The organism is Loigolactobacillus backii (assembly GCF_001663675.1).
GTDB lineage: Bacteria > Bacillota > Bacilli > Lactobacillales > Lactobacillaceae > Loigolactobacillus > Loigolactobacillus backii.
This window is the reverse complement of sequence record NZ_CP014873.1, coordinates 2,323,211-2,338,649: the sequence shown is the minus strand read 5'-3', so window position 1 is coordinate 2,338,649 and position 15,439 is coordinate 2,323,211. Positions and strand designations below refer to the sequence as shown.

The 15,439-nt window shown below is 41.1% G+C and carries 16 protein-coding genes and 1 other RNA gene; 9 read left to right on the top strand and 8 right to left on the bottom strand.

What is annotated here, in order from left to right; translation table 11 throughout:
• The first annotated feature begins 10 nt into the window (after positions 1-10).
• Positions 11-835 carry a glutamate 5-kinase gene (proB, locus tag AYR53_RS10665; protein WP_068224927.1) on the top strand — a complete coding sequence of 275 codons (825 nt, stop codon included), beginning with the start codon at positions 11-13 and terminating at the stop codon, positions 833-835.
• The gene (locus AYR53_RS10660) at positions 832-2,076 is read left to right on the top strand and encodes a glutamate-5-semialdehyde dehydrogenase (RefSeq protein WP_068224926.1); all 1,245 of its coding nucleotides are present in this window, start codon (positions 832-834) and stop codon (positions 2,074-2,076) included. The genes proB and AYR53_RS10660 overlap by 4 nt, the downstream gene beginning before the upstream one ends.
• A gap of 103 nt (positions 2,077-2,179) precedes the next feature.
• On the opposite strand, the gene AYR53_RS10655 is transcribed toward AYR53_RS10660, so the two are convergent.
• Positions 2,180-2,686, bottom strand: coding sequence for an aminoacyl-tRNA deacylase (locus AYR53_RS10655; RefSeq protein ID WP_068224924.1), 507 nt, complete (start codon positions 2,684-2,686; stop codon positions 2,180-2,182).
• 117 nt (positions 2,687-2,803) lie between these two features.
• On the opposite strand from AYR53_RS10655, the gene AYR53_RS10650 reads away from it, so the two are divergent.
• The 5 genes from AYR53_RS10650 (at position 2,804) to AYR53_RS10630 (ending at position 7,011) form a co-directional block, all read left to right on the top strand.
• Positions 2,804-3,778 (top strand): DUF2785 domain-containing protein, encoded by a 975-nt coding sequence (locus AYR53_RS10650; RefSeq protein WP_068226233.1) that lies wholly within the window; start codon positions 2,804-2,806, stop codon positions 3,776-3,778.
• Positions 3,779-3,792: 14 nt separating this feature from the next.
• Positions 3,793-4,449, top strand: coding sequence for an HAD family hydrolase (locus AYR53_RS10645; protein WP_068224922.1), 657 nt, complete (start codon positions 3,793-3,795; stop codon positions 4,447-4,449).
• Between the two features lie 176 nt (positions 4,450-4,625).
• Positions 4,626-5,249: a DNA-3-methyladenine glycosylase I gene (locus AYR53_RS10640; RefSeq protein ID WP_082918506.1), complete on the top strand. Its 624-nt coding sequence runs from the start codon at positions 4,626-4,628 to the stop codon at positions 5,247-5,249.
• A gap of 164 nt (positions 5,250-5,413) precedes the next feature.
• The gene (locus AYR53_RS10635) at positions 5,414-6,136 is read left to right on the top strand and encodes a helix-turn-helix domain-containing protein (RefSeq protein ID WP_057823861.1); all 723 of its coding nucleotides are present in this window, start codon (positions 5,414-5,416) and stop codon (positions 6,134-6,136) included.
• On the top strand, positions 6,133-7,011 hold the full coding sequence (locus AYR53_RS10630; protein ID WP_238595646.1) for an IS3 family transposase: 879 nt from the start codon (positions 6,133-6,135) through the stop codon (positions 7,009-7,011). The genes AYR53_RS10635 and AYR53_RS10630 overlap by 4 nt, the downstream gene beginning before the upstream one ends.
• Positions 7,012-7,067: 56 nt before the next feature.
• Here AYR53_RS10630 and AYR53_RS10625 read toward each other — a convergent pair whose 3' ends face one another.
• The 5 genes from AYR53_RS10625 to AYR53_RS10605 all read right to left on the bottom strand — a co-directional run bounded on the left by AYR53_RS10625 (position 7,068) and on the right by AYR53_RS10605 (position 10,727).
• Positions 7,068-7,958 carry a PPK2 family polyphosphate kinase gene (locus AYR53_RS10625; protein ID WP_068224920.1) on the bottom strand — a complete coding sequence of 297 codons (891 nt, stop codon included), beginning with the start codon at positions 7,956-7,958 and terminating at the stop codon, positions 7,068-7,070.
• 304 nt (positions 7,959-8,262) lie between these two features.
• Complete coding sequence (locus AYR53_RS10620) at positions 8,263-8,760, bottom strand: universal stress protein (RefSeq protein WP_068224917.1); 498 nt, start codon at positions 8,758-8,760, stop codon at positions 8,263-8,265.
• Between the two features lie 75 nt (positions 8,761-8,835).
• Positions 8,836-9,111, bottom strand: coding sequence for a hypothetical protein (locus tag AYR53_RS10615; protein WP_068224915.1), 276 nt, complete (start codon positions 9,109-9,111; stop codon positions 8,836-8,838).
• 70 nt (positions 9,112-9,181) lie between these two features.
• Positions 9,182-9,372, bottom strand: a non-coding RNA gene (gene ssrS, locus AYR53_RS10610) — 6S RNA.
• Positions 9,373-9,452: 80 nt separating this feature from the next.
• On the bottom strand, positions 9,453-10,727 hold the full coding sequence (locus tag AYR53_RS10605) for a replication-associated recombination protein A (RefSeq protein ID WP_068224913.1): 1,275 nt from the start codon (positions 10,725-10,727) through the stop codon (positions 9,453-9,455).
• 148 nt (positions 10,728-10,875) lie between these two features.
• On the opposite strand from AYR53_RS10605, the gene gshAB reads away from it, so the two are divergent.
• A complete protein-coding gene (gshAB, locus tag AYR53_RS10600) occupies positions 10,876-13,158 on the top strand; it encodes a bifunctional glutamate--cysteine ligase GshA/glutathione synthetase GshB (RefSeq protein WP_068280356.1) in 2,283 nt (760 codons plus the stop codon).
• A gap of 186 nt (positions 13,159-13,344) precedes the next feature.
• Here gshAB and AYR53_RS10595 read toward each other — a convergent pair whose 3' ends face one another.
• Positions 13,345-13,824: a YueI family protein gene (locus tag AYR53_RS10595; RefSeq protein ID WP_075168938.1), complete on the bottom strand. Its 480-nt coding sequence runs from the start codon at positions 13,822-13,824 to the stop codon at positions 13,345-13,347.
• A 213-nt stretch (positions 13,825-14,037) separates the two neighbouring features.
• Between AYR53_RS10595 and AYR53_RS10590 the strand changes: the two genes are divergently transcribed.
• Entirely contained in the window at positions 14,038-14,655 is a 618-nt protein-coding gene (locus tag AYR53_RS10590) for a DUF1054 family protein (RefSeq protein ID WP_225359770.1), read from the top strand.
• Between the two features lie 124 nt (positions 14,656-14,779).
• Here AYR53_RS10590 and rpsD read toward each other — a convergent pair whose 3' ends face one another.
• Positions 14,780-15,391 (bottom strand): 30S ribosomal protein S4, encoded by a 612-nt coding sequence (gene rpsD / locus AYR53_RS10585; protein ID WP_068280359.1) that lies wholly within the window; start codon positions 15,389-15,391, stop codon positions 14,780-14,782.
• Positions 15,392-15,439 lie beyond the last annotated feature (48 nt).

Here is a 15,439-nt window from a genome sequence, read left to right as displayed (position 1 = left end):
AGAGGGTGTCATGAAACAATTACGGGCGTTGAACGCACAACGAATTGTGGTGAAGGTTGGAACGAGTAGTTTAATTTACGCTAATAGTCAATTGAAACTACGCACAATTAGTCGTTTGGCCATGGTTTTAAGTGATTTAAAAAATCAGGGCAAAGAAGTTATTTTGGTATCTTCAGGTGCAATCGGTGTTGGAATGGGCAAGTTGGGTCTAACCAAACGCCCCACGGCAATCCCTGATCAACAGGCGATTGCTGCAATTGGACAAAGTGAATTGATGGCAGTTTACGACCGGGCATTTGCCAATTACGATAAGGCCGTGGCACAAATGTTGTTAACCCGGGATGTGATTACCTATCCCCAGAGTCACGCCAACGCACTGAATACATTTGAACGTTTATTAAAATTTAACGTCATACCAATTGTTAATGAGAACGATGTCGTTTCATTAGAAGAATTAGACCATAAAACAAAATTTAGTGATAATGATCAACTTTCGGCAATCGTGACGAACATGGTTGCCGCCGATCTTTTAATTGTATTGTCAGATATTGATGGTTTCTATGATGCTAATCCCAATAACAATCCCGCGGCCAAATTATTACCAGAGATTGATCAAATCGGTCCGGCAATTTTGAAAGCCGCTGGTGGTCACGGAAGTCAATTTGGAACTGGCGGGATGGTCACTAAACTAAAGGCCGCGGAACGAGTTTTAGCCCACCACCAACAAATGGTGCTGGCCAACGGTAAAGATCCGCAAATTATTTACCAGATATTGGCCGGGGAACCTGTTGGAACTTTATTTCGGCAGCCAAACATAAAGGAGCAGGCGCAATGAATTTAAATAAAATGGGCGTGGCAGCTAAACAAGCGGCCTTTACACTTGGCCAATTAGCGACATCCCGTAAAGATCAAGTTTTAAACGCCATGGCGGACGCCTTACTGGCAAATCAAACGCAACTACTGCAGGCCAACGCTCAAGATCTGGTCACCGCTAAAGTTAGGCAAGTTAAGCCGCCAATGCTTGATCGGTTAAAATTAGATGAAGATCGAATTCAGGCAATGGCCACTGGATTACGCCAAGTTGCTAACTTACCGGACCCAATTGGTAATATTGATGGTGGGTTTACGAATGAAGCAGGGTTAGTGATTAGTAAGCAACGCGTACCTTTAGGCGTTATTGGGATGATCTATGAAGCACGACCCAACGTGACAGTTGATGCCGCGGCACTTTGCTTTAAATCAGGTAATGCAGTTATTTTACGTGGTGGTAAGGAAGCAATCCAGTCTAATCAAGCATTAACTAAGATTTTACAAGATGTTTTAAAGGTGCAGGCTCTACCAGAAGCGGCAATTCAATTAGTTAGTGACACCAGTCATGAGACGGCCCGCGCACTAATGCAGTTAAACGATTACTTAGATGTATTGATTCCTCGGGGGAGTGGCTCGTTTATTAAAACGGTGGTTCAAACGGCAACGGTTCCAGTTATTGAGACGGGCGCTGGTAATTGTCATATCTACGTTGATGAATCGGCGGACCTTGCCATGGCGGTGCGGATTATTGTAAATGCTAAAACTCAACGGCCGTCAGTCTGTAACGCAATGGAAAAATTGATTATTAATGAAAAAGTGGCTAAGTCATTTTTACCCGCTATTGCAAAAGCACTAGCACCTTATCAAGTTGAACTACGTGGCGATACTGCTGCACGAAAGATCCTACCCTTGATCACGCCAGCAACAGAGGCTGATTGGGAAACGGAGTATAACGATTATATTCTAGCAATAAAAGTAGTGCCGGATCTGGCAAGTGCGATTAACCACATTAATCGTTACAATACGCAGCATTCAGAGGCCATTATTACAAATAATTATCAGCATAGTGTTCAGTTTACGCAACAAATTGATGCCGCCGTGGTTTACGTTAATGCGTCCACGCGTTTTACTGATGGTTTCGAGTTTGGCTTCGGTGCGGAGATTGGCATTAGCACGCAAAAATTGCACGCCCGTGGGCCAATGGGGTTACGGGAGCTGACGACAACTAAGTACGTGGTTTTGGGAACGGGACAAATTCGTGAATGACTTGTCGCGAAGGCAGGGGTAAAAAAATAGCTTGCTTAGAAATGACCCTTTAACGGTAAATTAACTAATCTACCGTTAAAAGATCAAACTCAGCGAGCTATTTTTAATCATCTTCGGTAATGTCAGCAAACTTAGCACCCAAAAAGGGCACTAATTCCGCTGGGGCAACTTTGATTGATCGACCAATTTTACCCGAAGAGACCAAAATTTCCGTTTGGTTCTGAGCGCTATTTGAAAAAATAATGGGGTAATGATGGTGCGTTTGGTGGATACCAATCGGCGTGTTGGCCCCGTGTTCGTAGCCCGTAGTCGCAACTAGTTCCTTTAAGGGGACCATGCCAACCTTTCGATTACCCGTGATTTTGGCTAATTTTTTATAGCTGATTCGTTCGTCCAAAGGAACGACACCGATAATTGGACCTGATGTTTTGCCGGTTAAGGCCAAGGTTTTGTAAATCATATGTTCGTTTAACGCTAGTTCGTCGAGCTTTAACTGCCGAACATCGCCCTCTTGTTGGGTTACCAATTCATATTGGGTGTACGGAATTTTGGCCTGATCCAATATTTTTTCAACCAACGTTTTAGCTAATTTAGAATGTTTTTTACTCATTATGGTCGCCTCTTCTTAGCAGTTGTCCGTTTCAATATAGCATTTTTTAGTTGGAGATGCGAGTGAGCATGTGATTTCATGTTAGAATGGAAGCATGTTTATGAACGGAGTGTTGTTATGACAAGTCAGGCAGTTACGAATACTAAACAAGCGTTGGTAAAACTACGCGAACAATTAAGAACGGGGGAACTTTACCAACATTTACCTGAAAAAATCGATCAAATCATTAATCAATTACCTCACGAAAAACGAACACCAGTTATTTTACCAGAGGATGATGCTAAGGCAACAACAAAATTATTAACCTTAAGTGATCAAATTAAGAATAAAGAAAAACGAACGATTACCGATAAAGATTTAGAGTTTATGCTGGCACATTTGGGTTCAACTAATCCAACGGTTCGTGATCGGGGTGTTTACTTTTTATTTCACGATTTAATTGAAATGAAAATTTTGACAACCGACCAGTTAAAGCATGTTTTGGACCGTGTCCTGGAACCAAGTATGCTTTACGAACACATCTTGGAAGCTCAAGGTAATGGTGCTTTTTTGCGCTCTTTTAGTGTCATGCTTTTATCGTTAGTGCTTTATGCAGATCGGACGCATTACCACTTTATTGAAACGGCGCAGTTAGAGGAGATTTCCCTAGCCATCACGACTTATATTGTTTTAGAGACTGATTGTCGTGGCTACGCTGGCAATAAAGGTTGGGTCCATGCTTATAGCCATATTGGGAACGTTTTAGATGAACTGACAGCTAGCACTAAGTTGAGTCGAGCGGACAAAATCTTTTACTTGGCAGCGCTGGTAGAGCGGTATAAACACCTTAATAAACCATTGGTGTTTGGTGAAGATTACCGGCTAGCTGCGGTCATTGCAAATTTAGTTAATAAGCATAAAATTTATGCCGATTATTTAACCTTACTGCTACATAAATGGCAGCAACAATTGATGGCCCAGCAACCAAAGGCAGACGAAGTATTTTGGAATCGCTGGTATAATCGCAATCGATTACTGGAGGCACTTTTAATTCGTGGTGATTTACCTGATAAATTACAACAGTATATCTTACGGTTGGCCGATTTTTATTAAGGGGGAAAGTACTGATGCTTAAGGCGGTAATCTTTGATTTGGATGGCGTTTTAATTGATAGTGAGCCATATTATTTTGAACAAAAAATGGCCTACTTTAAGAAAATTGGGCTAACCGTTGAAAAAAATCAAATTAAGGCGATGTACGGCCGAAATTTACGGCATGAATGGCCGCGGCTACTACCGGGTAAGTCGCCGGAGGTTTATCTAAAATTACAGGCCGACTATACCCACTTTAAGCAGCAACACCCAATGGATTACGTTAAGCGAGTTAACCCCCAGGCCAAGGAAACTTTAGTGGCCTTGAATCAGTTAGGTTTAACTTGTGCTGTGGCTTCTGCTGGTGATTTTAGTTCCATTAATGGTGTTTTAGACGCAACGAAATTACAGTCACTGTTTGCGTTGGTTGTCAGTGGGGAGAGCTTTAAACACAGTAAGCCTGATCCGGCAATTTACAATGCAACCTTGAAGCAATTAAAGGTTGCCGCCGGTGAAGCATTAGCGGTGGAGGACTCTGCAATTGGTATTCAGGCTGCTAAAGCTGCCAAAATTAAAGTTGTGGCGCTGCGACCACTCAGTCAGATGATTACGATTGATCAAAGTCAGGCCGATGTTCGAATTTTGAAATTGATCCAAGTTGTTAGCCTTGCAAAAGAACAATTACAGGCTTAATTGGTGAGTAATAATCATTTGGCCATTAATTAGAGCATTAGTAAAATAATGCTTTTTTATTTTGGAAATTAAATTCTATTCGTTGTGGTGGGTACTAAGTATCCTTAGGCAAGATTTCTAGCACACAAATAAGCCTCCTTTACGTAGTTTTATACTGTAGAGGAGGGTTACATAAGATGATTATAAAACGACAACGATGTCCCTGGGCCGAGCAGGATCAGAATACACGTTATTATCATGATGTGGTTTGGGGAACACCAATTATTCAAGATGACGAAATCTTTAAGCGTCTGGCACTGCAAGTTTTTCAATCGGGCCTAAATCAGCGTTTATTGTTGCGTAAAGAGCAAGCTCTAAATCAGGCATTCAAAGCATTTGCTAGCGACCAAGTTGCATTGTTTGGTGAACAAAAAGTTACTGAGTTATTAACTGATGCAACACTAATTCGCAATCGGCAAAAAGTGCTGGCCGTTATTGAAAACGCGCGTTTGCTGGTGCAATTGCAGAAGCGGCAGATTTATTTGACGAATATTATTTGGACGGAAGGCAGTAGTGATCCGCAATTCAATGATCAGCAGGCTATTCCGGCCTTTACTAATCAATCCGTTAAACTAGCCGCCGAGTTGCGTCAATTGGGTTTTCGGTTTATGGGACCGACTAATTGTTACGCCTTGCTGGTCACTTGTGGCGTTATCAACGGCCATTTAACGACTTGTAGCCGGCACAAAGAAGTTGCTGCACAACAAAAGTTAGCAGCGAAAAGGCTATTAGTTGCGGAGAAAAAAAGGATGATAGACTAAGTATTTTTAAACGCGGCATAAAAGAGCCGAAACTATGTTTGTAATTAAACCAGTCCCCATTAACTTTTAAAATGTGCAATTAGCAGCAAAATGATCTAGGCTATACTCCTACTTAAGTAGACAAGCAAATAATCAAAGCTTGTACACTTAGGAAGGAGTTTTTTATGGGAAGAAAAGGTTCCCGCTATACATTGAAGGAAAAACTGGCGTGTATTAGCTTAGTGGAGCAGGGAATTACTCCTAACGCAGTTGGCACTCAGTACAATATTAAAGGTGAACAGATCCAGCAATGGGTTCAACGTTATCACAAAGATGGCGAAGCGGGATTAAAGCGAGCTTGGCCGCACCGTTATCCAACCGAGCTAAAGCTGGAAATCGTTCAAAAATATCTAACAAGACACACGTCATATCCACAATTGGCCAGAGAATATCAAATTCCTAACGTGGCAGTTATATATCAGTGGGTAACCCGGTATACTAGTGGTAAATCATTAGAAACTACTAGGGAGAAAAACGATATGAGAGATGGTCGTAAAACAACTCAACTTGAACGAATTGAGATCGCACAATGGGTGATTGCCAATGATCTAGACTACGTCGGTGCTATAAAGAAATTTAACGTCTCATATGGACAAGCCTATACCTGGGTTAGAAAGTTCAAACGAGATGGTTCGATGGGCCTAGAGGATCGTCGTGGTAAGGCGAAAGAAGATCATGGTCAATTAACTGAGAACGAGAAATTAATGCTTGAAAACAAACGGCTTCAGGCCCGCGTAATGCGGCTCTCAACGGAGCTAGCCGTGCGGGAAAAAATCCAAGAATTAGAGAGAAGGAATGTCCTCAAACAGAAAAATATCAAGTTATTAAAGAACTCACACAAGAAGTGAATTCAGATAACGATCAACCTTATAATATCGGCTATTTGTGTACCTATACGGGAATTTCACGATCAAGTTACTATAAGTGGTTAAATCACGGTCTAAGTCAGCGTCAGATCGACGATCAAGCTGTTGTAAAGTATATGATCGAGCTAGAGAAACAACACAACTATATCTACGGTGTTGAGAGTCTAACAATGTATGTTAATAAGAATACCAAGTATCATGTTGGACACAATAAAGTGCGACGATTAATGGTCGAAAATGAAATCAAAGCATCTATCAGGGTTAAGAAACATGATCGACATGAGGAACATAAAGAGCAACTCTCGGCTAACCTTCTGTATGATGCAGATAAGGGTCATAATTTTCATCCAGATGAGGCTAACCATATTTGGGTAACTGATTGTAGCGAATTAAGATATGGTCTTAGAAATCAGTATCGGCTTCGCCTAAGCGCCATTAAGGATCTATATGATCATAGTATTATTGCTTGGCAGGTAGCCGAAACTGAGACATCGGTGTTAGTTACCGATACGATCAGGTTGGCTTTAGAGAACACAAATGCAATTAAACCAGCCATTTTACACAGCGATCAGGGTTCTAGCTACACCTCTGGTGAATACAACACTTTCCTAGCAGGTCATGGCATCAATCATAGTATGTCACGAGCGGGTACCCCTGGCGATAACAGTCCTATAGAATCCTTTTGGAGTCACATGAAGGACGAATTTTTTGCGTTCAGAACGGCGCAATCAAAGAGTGAATTACTTGCTCAGATCAATGAGTTTATTCGCTGGTATAACTTTGAGCGGCTTCAAGTAACATTAAACGGCATGACGCCGATAGAATATCGAAATCATGCCGTTCAAGAATGTGCATAAACACTTTAATTATTTGATTGTCCTCTTGACAGGAGCCGAGCCCTAGCCGCTTTTGTTTAAATTTTATTTTGTTCTAGCTCATTTAAAACCTTAGTAAGTGCTTGTTTTTGGTTTGCGCTTGTTTTGGGATAGGCTAGTGGAAGGGCACTTAACCGGGCATTAATGATGTTTGAAACAATTTTGCGGGACTGCCATTTATTATCTGCTGGAATAATGTACCAAGGATTTTGTCGACTAGCCGTTGCGGTAATAACATCGCTATAGACTCGCTGATAAGTATCCCAGTAAGCACGCTCGTGAATATCCGAGGTTGAAAATTTCCAGGTCTTTTCCGGAATTTCAATCCGGCGCTCAAAACGCTTTTTCTGCTCATCTTTAGAAATATGTAAGAAGAATTTTAAAACTTGGTAGCCACAATGATTTAGGTAGGTTTCAAATTGGTTTAAATCAGTGTACCGGGTCGAAAAAAATTCTGGTTGAATATCGGCTAAACGATTAATTTTTGGTAAGTGCTCATTTAATAGAAGTTCAGGGTGAACTTGTGGTGCTAAAACGTCCTCATAATAAGAACGATTAAAAACGCCAATGTGGCCTCGTTCAGGTAGGGCCTGATGGATTCGCCATAAGAAGTCGTGGGCTAGCTCTTTGCTGGAAGGTTGTTTAAAATTAACGACCGAGCAGCCTTGAGGGTTCACTCCACTGAGAACGTGGCGAATCATACTATCCTTACCAGCAGCATCTAAAGCCTGAAAGATAATGACAACCCCGTAACGATTTTGTGCGTATAATTGATCCTCTAATTGATTTAGTTGTTTAATGTTTGCTTGGATCGACGCTTTAATTTCTTTTTCGTTATTTGGTATTGGGACGGCCGTTTTAATTTTAGTCAAATTGATTATTTTTTTACCAGTATAGCGATATAGTTGTTCACTTGTTTTCTCTGTCATTGTGCCACTTCCTTATAAATTTACCCTAGCACTAATGAAATAAGGAAACAATAGCAGTGGGTAGGCGCGGGATAGCCAATTTTTTATATATGAGCGCTACACGCCACTAGGCAAAGCAGCTTTAGAAAAGTTCACTTATTTTACTGAAACTTATTGCCTAGAAGTGTCAGTGGACCATTTAATAGGGTACTAAAAAAAGTGTGATTTAAAGGTAAATTAAGTAAAATCTAATGACCAGATGAACTTCTGGAATCCGATTTACCTCAACTTAACTACCTTTTAAATCACACTTTTTTGACAGTTATTATTTTGCCTGAATACTAGATTTTTTGCCTGCTTGATTCAACGCTGGCTTATTATCAAGGTCAGTTCGAACGACAAGAACGTCACAGACTGCTGCTCGAGTGACATACTCAGTAACTGAACCAATGAGTAGCCGTTCGACGGCATTTAAACCGGTTGCACCAATCATAATTAAATCAATATCATGTTCCTTAGGGACTTCCTTTGCGACAATTACTTTTGGTGCACCGTACTCAATACTGTAATTAACGTTATTTAAGCCATTTTCCTTTGCGGTTGTAATGTACTGTTCCATTGTCTTTTTTGCCGTTTCAGTTACTTGTTCAACCATGGCTGAATCAAAACTGGAAACGTTCTGGAAAGCCCGAGTATCAACGACATGGACGAGATAAAGTTCAGCGTCATTACGCTTAGCTACTTCAACGGCCTTACGAAAGGCAAGTTCTGCTTCATAAGAACCATCAATGGCAACTAAAATATGTTTGTATTGTTGTAACATGATAATCACCCCAATTCATTTTCTAATTCTATTGTACGTTATTTGCTGGTCCAATGTAAATGAAAGCGGCTAATTTTACAAATGATTTGCTAAAGAAAGTGCAAAAATTGCGGCCAGGAGACAACCAAGGATTAATAAGACGACCCAAAGCGTTAAATTAGGAATTAATAAACTAATCAAGGTTAAACCGCCGACAATTCCAAAATAATTGCGGTAACGTTTAACGAAATCATGCAACTGCTTGTCCTGGGTTAGATCGTGCATTAAAAAGGTTCGGGTTAGATGACGATGTAAATAGTAAGCAAGTACTAATAATACAAGGGCGAAAAGTGCCATAGCAAGTCTGAGCATGATTTATCCTCCTTATGTAAAAAAAGAGGGCCGCTCGAAAGCGAACCCTCACAAAGTATCACTACTTTGCAGATAATCTGGTAGTGCCGTTGTTAATCCCTTCGGATTGAACCCGCGAAAAGGCAGGTGGGCTCAGCTACCTAAAGATACTAGCTTCCTCGTGAAAAGGCATGCTTGATCTAAAGATTGAAAGCCGATCCCAAATTTAATTACTTGATCGGTCAACACCATAATAGGAATAATCGAACACCTCAGAAAATCTACATTTATAATAGCATAGCCGGAAGTTCAGTGCAAATTTTTGACTTACTGGAAGTGTGATTAGATTAATAATGAAAGCGTTAATTTTTTTGTGCTTTTTCTAAACGCTCATATTGTTGTTTAAGAGCAGTTTCATACTTTCCGTTGGCCTTTGGTTGATAGTACTGGGCGTGTTTTAAACGGTTTGGCAAATATTGTTGTTTGACCCAATCATTAGGGTAATCATGGGGAAATTTATAATTAACACCGTGGTTTAGTTTGGCGGCGCCCTGATAATGTGCGTCTTTAAGATGATCAGGTATTTCACCGGCCTTACCAGCACGAATATCCGTTAGTGCAGAATCAATTGCGCTAATACCAGAGTTGGATTTTGGTGATAAACAAAGGTCAATGACTGCGTCGGCAAGTGGAATTCTTGCTTCAGGCAACCCCAATTTTTCTGCCGCAGTAACGGCATTAACGGTTCGCGCACAGGCTTGAGGATTGCCCAGACCAACATCTTCGTAAGCAATAACTAGCAGGCGGCGCATAATACTTGGTAAATCACCAGCTTCAATTAGACGGCCCATGTAGTGAAGTGCGGCATTAACGTCACTACCACGAATGGACTTTTGCAAGGCTGAAATAACGTCGTAATGTGCGTCACCGTTTTTGTCATTGGCCAAAGCCTTTTTCTGAATACATTCTTCAATAATTGGAAGTGTTAATTCAATTTCACCTTGTTGATTCTTAGGTGTTGATTTAACTGCTAATTCAAGACCATTTAAGGCACTACGTAAATCACCATTTGTTGCTTCACCTAATAAATTAAGTGCTTTTTCGGATAGTTTTACTGGATATTCACCGAGTCCATTAGTTGAATCGGTTAATGCCCGGTTAATTGCCGTCTTGATATCACTTGGCGCCAATGGCTTGACCTCAAAGATTTGAGTACGACTTCGAATAGCCGGATTAATTGAAATATAGGGATTTTCGGTTGTTGCACCAATTAAAATAATTCGGCCGTTTTCCAAGTGGGGTAATAGAAAATCCTGTTTGGTTTTATCTAAACGGTGGATTTCATCTAATAGTAGAATAACTGTGCCACTCATTTTTGCTTCTTCGGCAACGATTTGTAAATCTTTTTTACTATCAGTTGCTGCATTTAACATCCGAAAGGCGTAATGGGTTGAACCAGCAATGGCACTTGCAATACTGGTTTTACCAGTGCCAGGTGGGCCGTACAAAATCATGGATGAGAGCATTTTTGCATCAACCATGCGGTGAATAATTTTCCCCGGACCAACGAGGTGTTGTTGACCAACCACTTCATCGATTGTTTTAGGCCGCATTCGGTAGGCTAAAGGTTGTTGCATAATTATCTTTCCTCCTTTACCTGATAATTGAACTTCACGAAGAACCATTATAACATTGCCGCATCCGGATTCGGTAATTACTGCCGCATAACGGTTAAATTCATGTATAATATTGGTAATTAACTTAAGAATAGGGAGTCTTTTAACTATGTTAAATCATCTTGGAAAACAAATTCAGAAATTTCAGCGTTTTCCATTTCTTTATGAAGGCCAATTTGGACTTGAAAAAGAGGCTCAACGTGTTACGACTGCCGGTGAATTGGCAACGACTAAACATCCGGCCAGCCTGGGTTCGTCCCGCAGCCATCCGTATTTAAAAACGAATTTTGCGGAGACCCAAACTAAAGTGGTCACTGATCGTTTTTCTTCAATCCACAAGATGTACCAACAATTACAGGGACTGGACGCTGTTTTAACCCAAAATTTAGCACCTACTGAACGCTTATGGCCGCTATCAATGCCGCCACAATTACCGGCTGATCAGACAATTAAGCTAACGACAGTAACGGCCCAAAAACATGCTTATCGCAAACAACTGATTGCTAAAGATGGTTTAAAACAGCAGATGATATCGGCCATTCGGCTTAATTTTAGCTTACCAACCCGGTTATTATTGGTGCTATATGAAGATCATTATCAGGACAAGTATGATTCTTATTTAGAATTTCATAATGCAGCGTACTTAAAGGTGGCACAAAATTACCAACGTTACCGGTATATTCTGACCTATTTATTTGGTGCTAGTCCACTGGCGGAGACAAATTTCTATCAATCTGGGCAAGCCAAACCGGCTAAATTAGTGCGTAGCTTAGCTAGTAGTCAGAAGTATGGTTACGCTAATCAGACTGCTAGCCAAATTTCCTTTGCGTCTTTGGCACAGTACGTGCAGGGTATCACGACCTACGTTAGGCAGGGAAAGTTGGCCAATTCACGGGAGTTTAGTGTACCTGTTCAGTTGCAAGGGCGGAAGCTTAGTAAATTAACTAGTGAGGGCGTTACTTATTTGGAATTGAGTAATCTAGAGTTAGATCCTTTTACTTTAGATGGAATTAGTGAAGTCGATTTAGATTTTATGCAGATCTTCTTTATTTATATGTTAATTTTACCAAGTATGCCACAGCAAAAGTTAACTTCAATTTTGCAATTAGCGGCTGAGCAACATGAGCAAGTGGCGTTGGAAGATCCCACCAAAGCTTCAACGTTGCAGGCACAGTTAACCGAATTTATTCAGGAAATGCAAAAGTTCAGCGTGGATTTTGCTGCACCGCACCGCCTGCAAATTGCAGTTAAGCGGATGGCAGAGCGAGTAATAGATTTCAAAAAAACACCGGCCTATTTATTAAGCCAACAAGTGAGTCAACAGTCATTAAGTCAGTTTGCCGTAAAGCAAGCTAATGCGGCCTATACTCAACAAACACAGGCGGTTTACCAACTGAGAGGTTATCAGGATCTTAGTTTATCAACGCAGGCACTTTTGCGGGCCGCCTTTCAAGCGGGATTACAGGTGGAGGTACTTGATCGCCAGGATAATTTAGTTAAATTAAGTTATCAAGAACAGACTGAGATTATTAAACAGGGTAGCCTAACTAGTAAAGATAATCAGTTGGGTGGAGAACTTAGCGCCAATAAAACGGTTCTTAAAAAGTTATTAGGTGCGGCCGGCTTCGCAGTTCCAATGAGTGCTGAGTACCGGACACAAGCGACTGCCCTAACTGACTTTCCCGATTATGCTAAGCGAGGTGTCGTCGTAAAGCCCCGCCGCGGTCATAGTGGTGCGGGCGTGACTGTCTTTAAATTACCGCCCAAGCGAGCTGCTTACGCGGTGGCTGTCAGTACTGCGTTTAAATTTGATCGGACAATTATGGTTGAATCCTTTGTTGCTGGCTCGCAATACCGTTTCTTAGTGATTGGTGGCAAGGTTAAGGCAGTTCTTGAGCAAATACCAGCAAATGTTGTTGGGGATGGACGTTCAACCATTCAACAATTAATTGAAAAGAAGAACCTTACACGAGGTGAAAAGCAAACAAAACCAATGGAAAAAATACCATTGGATGGGGCAACATTGGCTAATTTAACGCAACAGGGATTGCAATTGACGACTATTCCAGTTCGCGGTAATTTGGTTTACTTAGGTGATACCGCTAACCCTGTAACTGGAGGGGACGCGGTTGATATGACAACGGACGTAGACGTCAGTTATTGTCATTTGGCAGAACGTGTGGCTGCTGAATTGAAATTAACCGTTGCCGGAGTTGATCTGTTTATTGATAATCCATATAAGGCGGTGACGGATGAACATCCAGAACTAGGGATGGTTTTAAGTGTCACAAATCAACCGAGTTTGATTGAACATCTTTTTCCTTATTTTGGGGAGGCACAGCCAGTGGCACAACAGTTACTGCAGTTTTTGTTTCCTAAGGCATTTCATTAAAAATATTTAAAAAAGGATGAGGGTGGGGCAACAGTTGGTTTTGGATTAGCTGTAGTTAGACACGTGAACCCAATTTTGGTGCACGTTCTAGAGTAAGGTTCGGAAACAGTAAGCGGCTGGGACAAAAGTCCCAGCCGCTTACTGTTTAAAATCTTTTTGTAATTTGCGTAATCTTTAGAATCTTGCTTAGTCATCATTGCGGTGAAATAGGTTATCTAACAATGACGGACGTTTTTTAGAAGCCGTTTCGGGAGCCGATTTTTCGTAGTATTGCGTAATAGTAACTTCAGAAACGTTTACCGCTTGTGGTGCCACCAATAATAGTCCAACTGCGTCAGCGCTTGTTTGTGCGGTCTCATCACTGATCATGGTAAAAGGCAAGTTATTAGCCGCGGCAAAGCTCAGGTAGGGTTGTAAACGACCTTGATCAAGCTTGCCATTTAGTAATAACTTTGTTTGCTTTAGGTCATACTGCGGAACCATTTTTTTAAAGGCTGGTAGCGTCCGTTCATCGTTTATTTCAGCAACTGTTGCTAATAGGTAAACTCGCTCCCGTAATGAGCCGAGATAACGCCGGCGCTCGTCTGGTTTAGTTTGTGGGGTGCCGCTCATTCGATCCTTAAGAAAATCTTCAACGCCGTCACCATTTGATTGATTAGCAGCCATTTTTAAACATCCTTTCTCTGATATACTAGAGAGTGTTTGGAAAAGCGGTCAGATTCTGAGGATTAGCCTAGATTGACGAATTATCTGTGAAACAGATGATTTGGCGATCATAGCTAACCGCAGGAATCTGCTTTTTCAAGCACGTTTTAGTATATTGAGTATAGCATGGAAGCTTGCAGCTGAGAAGTTTGGTGCTAGGGGAGGAAGATGAGTTTGGTATTTGAACAACGTGATTTTAGTGTCTTTGATGATCAAACGGTTGCGGGACGAATGGCCGGCATCAAAAATAAACTTGATCCTAAATTTGAAGTATTAGGCCAGGAACTAGCCGAGCAATTGACCAAGCAGAAGATGGTGACCTATGTTCAAGTGGCAAAGCATTTGCGCCGGCATGTCTACCCAGCACCAAATACTTGGTTTGCACTGGGCCCACATAAACGAGGCTATAAGATGTTGCCCCACATTGAAATTGGTTTTTGGGATGATCGTTTATTTGTCTGGCTTTGTTTATTGGAAAATATTCAAGATAACGATCGCTACGAGATGGTTATTAAGCAACAGTGTCACGCAATTTTGGCTTTAGCGAAAAAGGACAAAACTTGGCGACTTTCTGGTAATCATATGGCGAAGCCAACAGCTGACTTAACACAGACCGATTTACAGGCACAAACAAGGCGTTTTGCCACAGTAAAAAAAGGTGAATGGTTACTAGGAAAAATTTGGCCGAAAAATGATCCAATTTTTGATCAACCTGGGGCAGTTGAAGCGGAGATCAAGCAAACTGTTTCGGCATTAGTACCGTTATACCAAGATTTATTGATGGTTTTGTAATTATTAATTTAATGAGATGAGCCTTGATTAAGAATTATTTTTGTTGTGATTTTTTTCAAACACTTGCTAGATTTGACCATAAAAAAAGCCCACCACAATGTGGTAGGCTTTTTTCTCGTCAAGATTACAATAATTGGTTATAGTATTCAACGACAAGGGTTTCATCGATATCTGGTTCAAGTTCTTCACGTTCTGGAAGACGTGTTAATGAACCTTCAAGCTTGTCAGCGTCAAAGCTTACAAAAGCAGGACGACCAACAACAGCTTCAATGGCACCTTGGATAATAACTAAGTTCTTTGATTTTTCGCGAACAGAGATAACTTGGCCAACTTCAACTCGGTATGAAGGAATATCAACGCGTTTGCCATCAACCAAAATATGGCCGTGGTTAACTAATTGACGTGCTTGTGGACGAGTTGTTGCTAAGCCTAAACGGAAAACCATATTGTCTAAACGACGTTCAAGCAAGATCATGAAGTTAACACCTTGTTTACCTTCTTTAATCTTACCAGCGGCCTCAAATAAGTTTGAGAATTGGCGTTCGTTTAAACCGTACATGAAACGTAATTTTTGCTTTTCACGTAATTGAACACCATATTCAGATAACTTACGACGATTGTTAGGACCATGATCGCCAGGGGCATATGGTCGACGAGATAATTCTTTACCAGTGCCAGAAAGGGAGATTCCCAAACGGCGTGATTGTTTCCACTTTGGACCTGTATAACGAGACATAAATGTAATCCTCCAATAAATAGTTTTGGAGTAAAATAAGCTGAGTGC

Coding starts and splice junctions, on each gene's coding strand:
- AYR53_RS10660 (WP_068224926.1), top strand. CDS start 832: ATGAATTTAAATAAAATGGGCGTGGCAGCTAAACAAGCGGCCTTTACA.
- rpsD (WP_068280359.1), bottom strand. CDS start 15,391: ATGTCTCGTTATACAGGTCCAAAGTGGAAACAATCACGCCGTTTGGGA.
- AYR53_RS10625 (WP_068224920.1), bottom strand. CDS start 7,958: ATGACAGAGAAAACAAGTGAACAACTATATCGCTATACTGGTAAAAAA.
- AYR53_RS10615 (WP_068224915.1), bottom strand. CDS start 9,111: ATGCTCAGACTTGCTATGGCACTTTTCGCCCTTGTATTATTAGTACTT.
- AYR53_RS10645 (WP_068224922.1), top strand. CDS start 3,793: ATGCTTAAGGCGGTAATCTTTGATTTGGATGGCGTTTTAATTGATAGT.
- AYR53_RS10650 (WP_068226233.1), top strand. CDS start 2,804: ATGACAAGTCAGGCAGTTACGAATACTAAACAAGCGTTGGTAAAACTA.
- gshAB (WP_068280356.1), top strand. CDS start 10,876: ATGTTAAATCATCTTGGAAAACAAATTCAGAAATTTCAGCGTTTTCCA.
- proB (WP_068224927.1), top strand. CDS start 11: ATGAAACAATTACGGGCGTTGAACGCACAACGAATTGTGGTGAAGGTT.
- AYR53_RS10605 (WP_068224913.1), bottom strand. CDS start 10,727: ATGCAACAACCTTTAGCCTACCGAATGCGGCCTAAAACAATCGATGAA.
- AYR53_RS10595 (WP_075168938.1), bottom strand. CDS start 13,824: ATGGCTGCTAATCAATCAAATGGTGACGGCGTTGAAGATTTTCTTAAG.
- AYR53_RS10655 (WP_068224924.1), bottom strand. CDS start 2,686: ATGAGTAAAAAACATTCTAAATTAGCTAAAACGTTGGTTGAAAAAATA.
- AYR53_RS10635 (WP_057823861.1), top strand. CDS start 5,414: ATGGGAAGAAAAGGTTCCCGCTATACATTGAAGGAAAAACTGGCGTGT.
- AYR53_RS10640 (WP_082918506.1), top strand. CDS start 4,626: ATGATTATAAAACGACAACGATGTCCCTGGGCCGAGCAGGATCAGAAT.
- AYR53_RS10620 (WP_068224917.1), bottom strand. CDS start 8,760: ATGTTACAACAATACAAACATATTTTAGTTGCCATTGATGGTTCTTAT.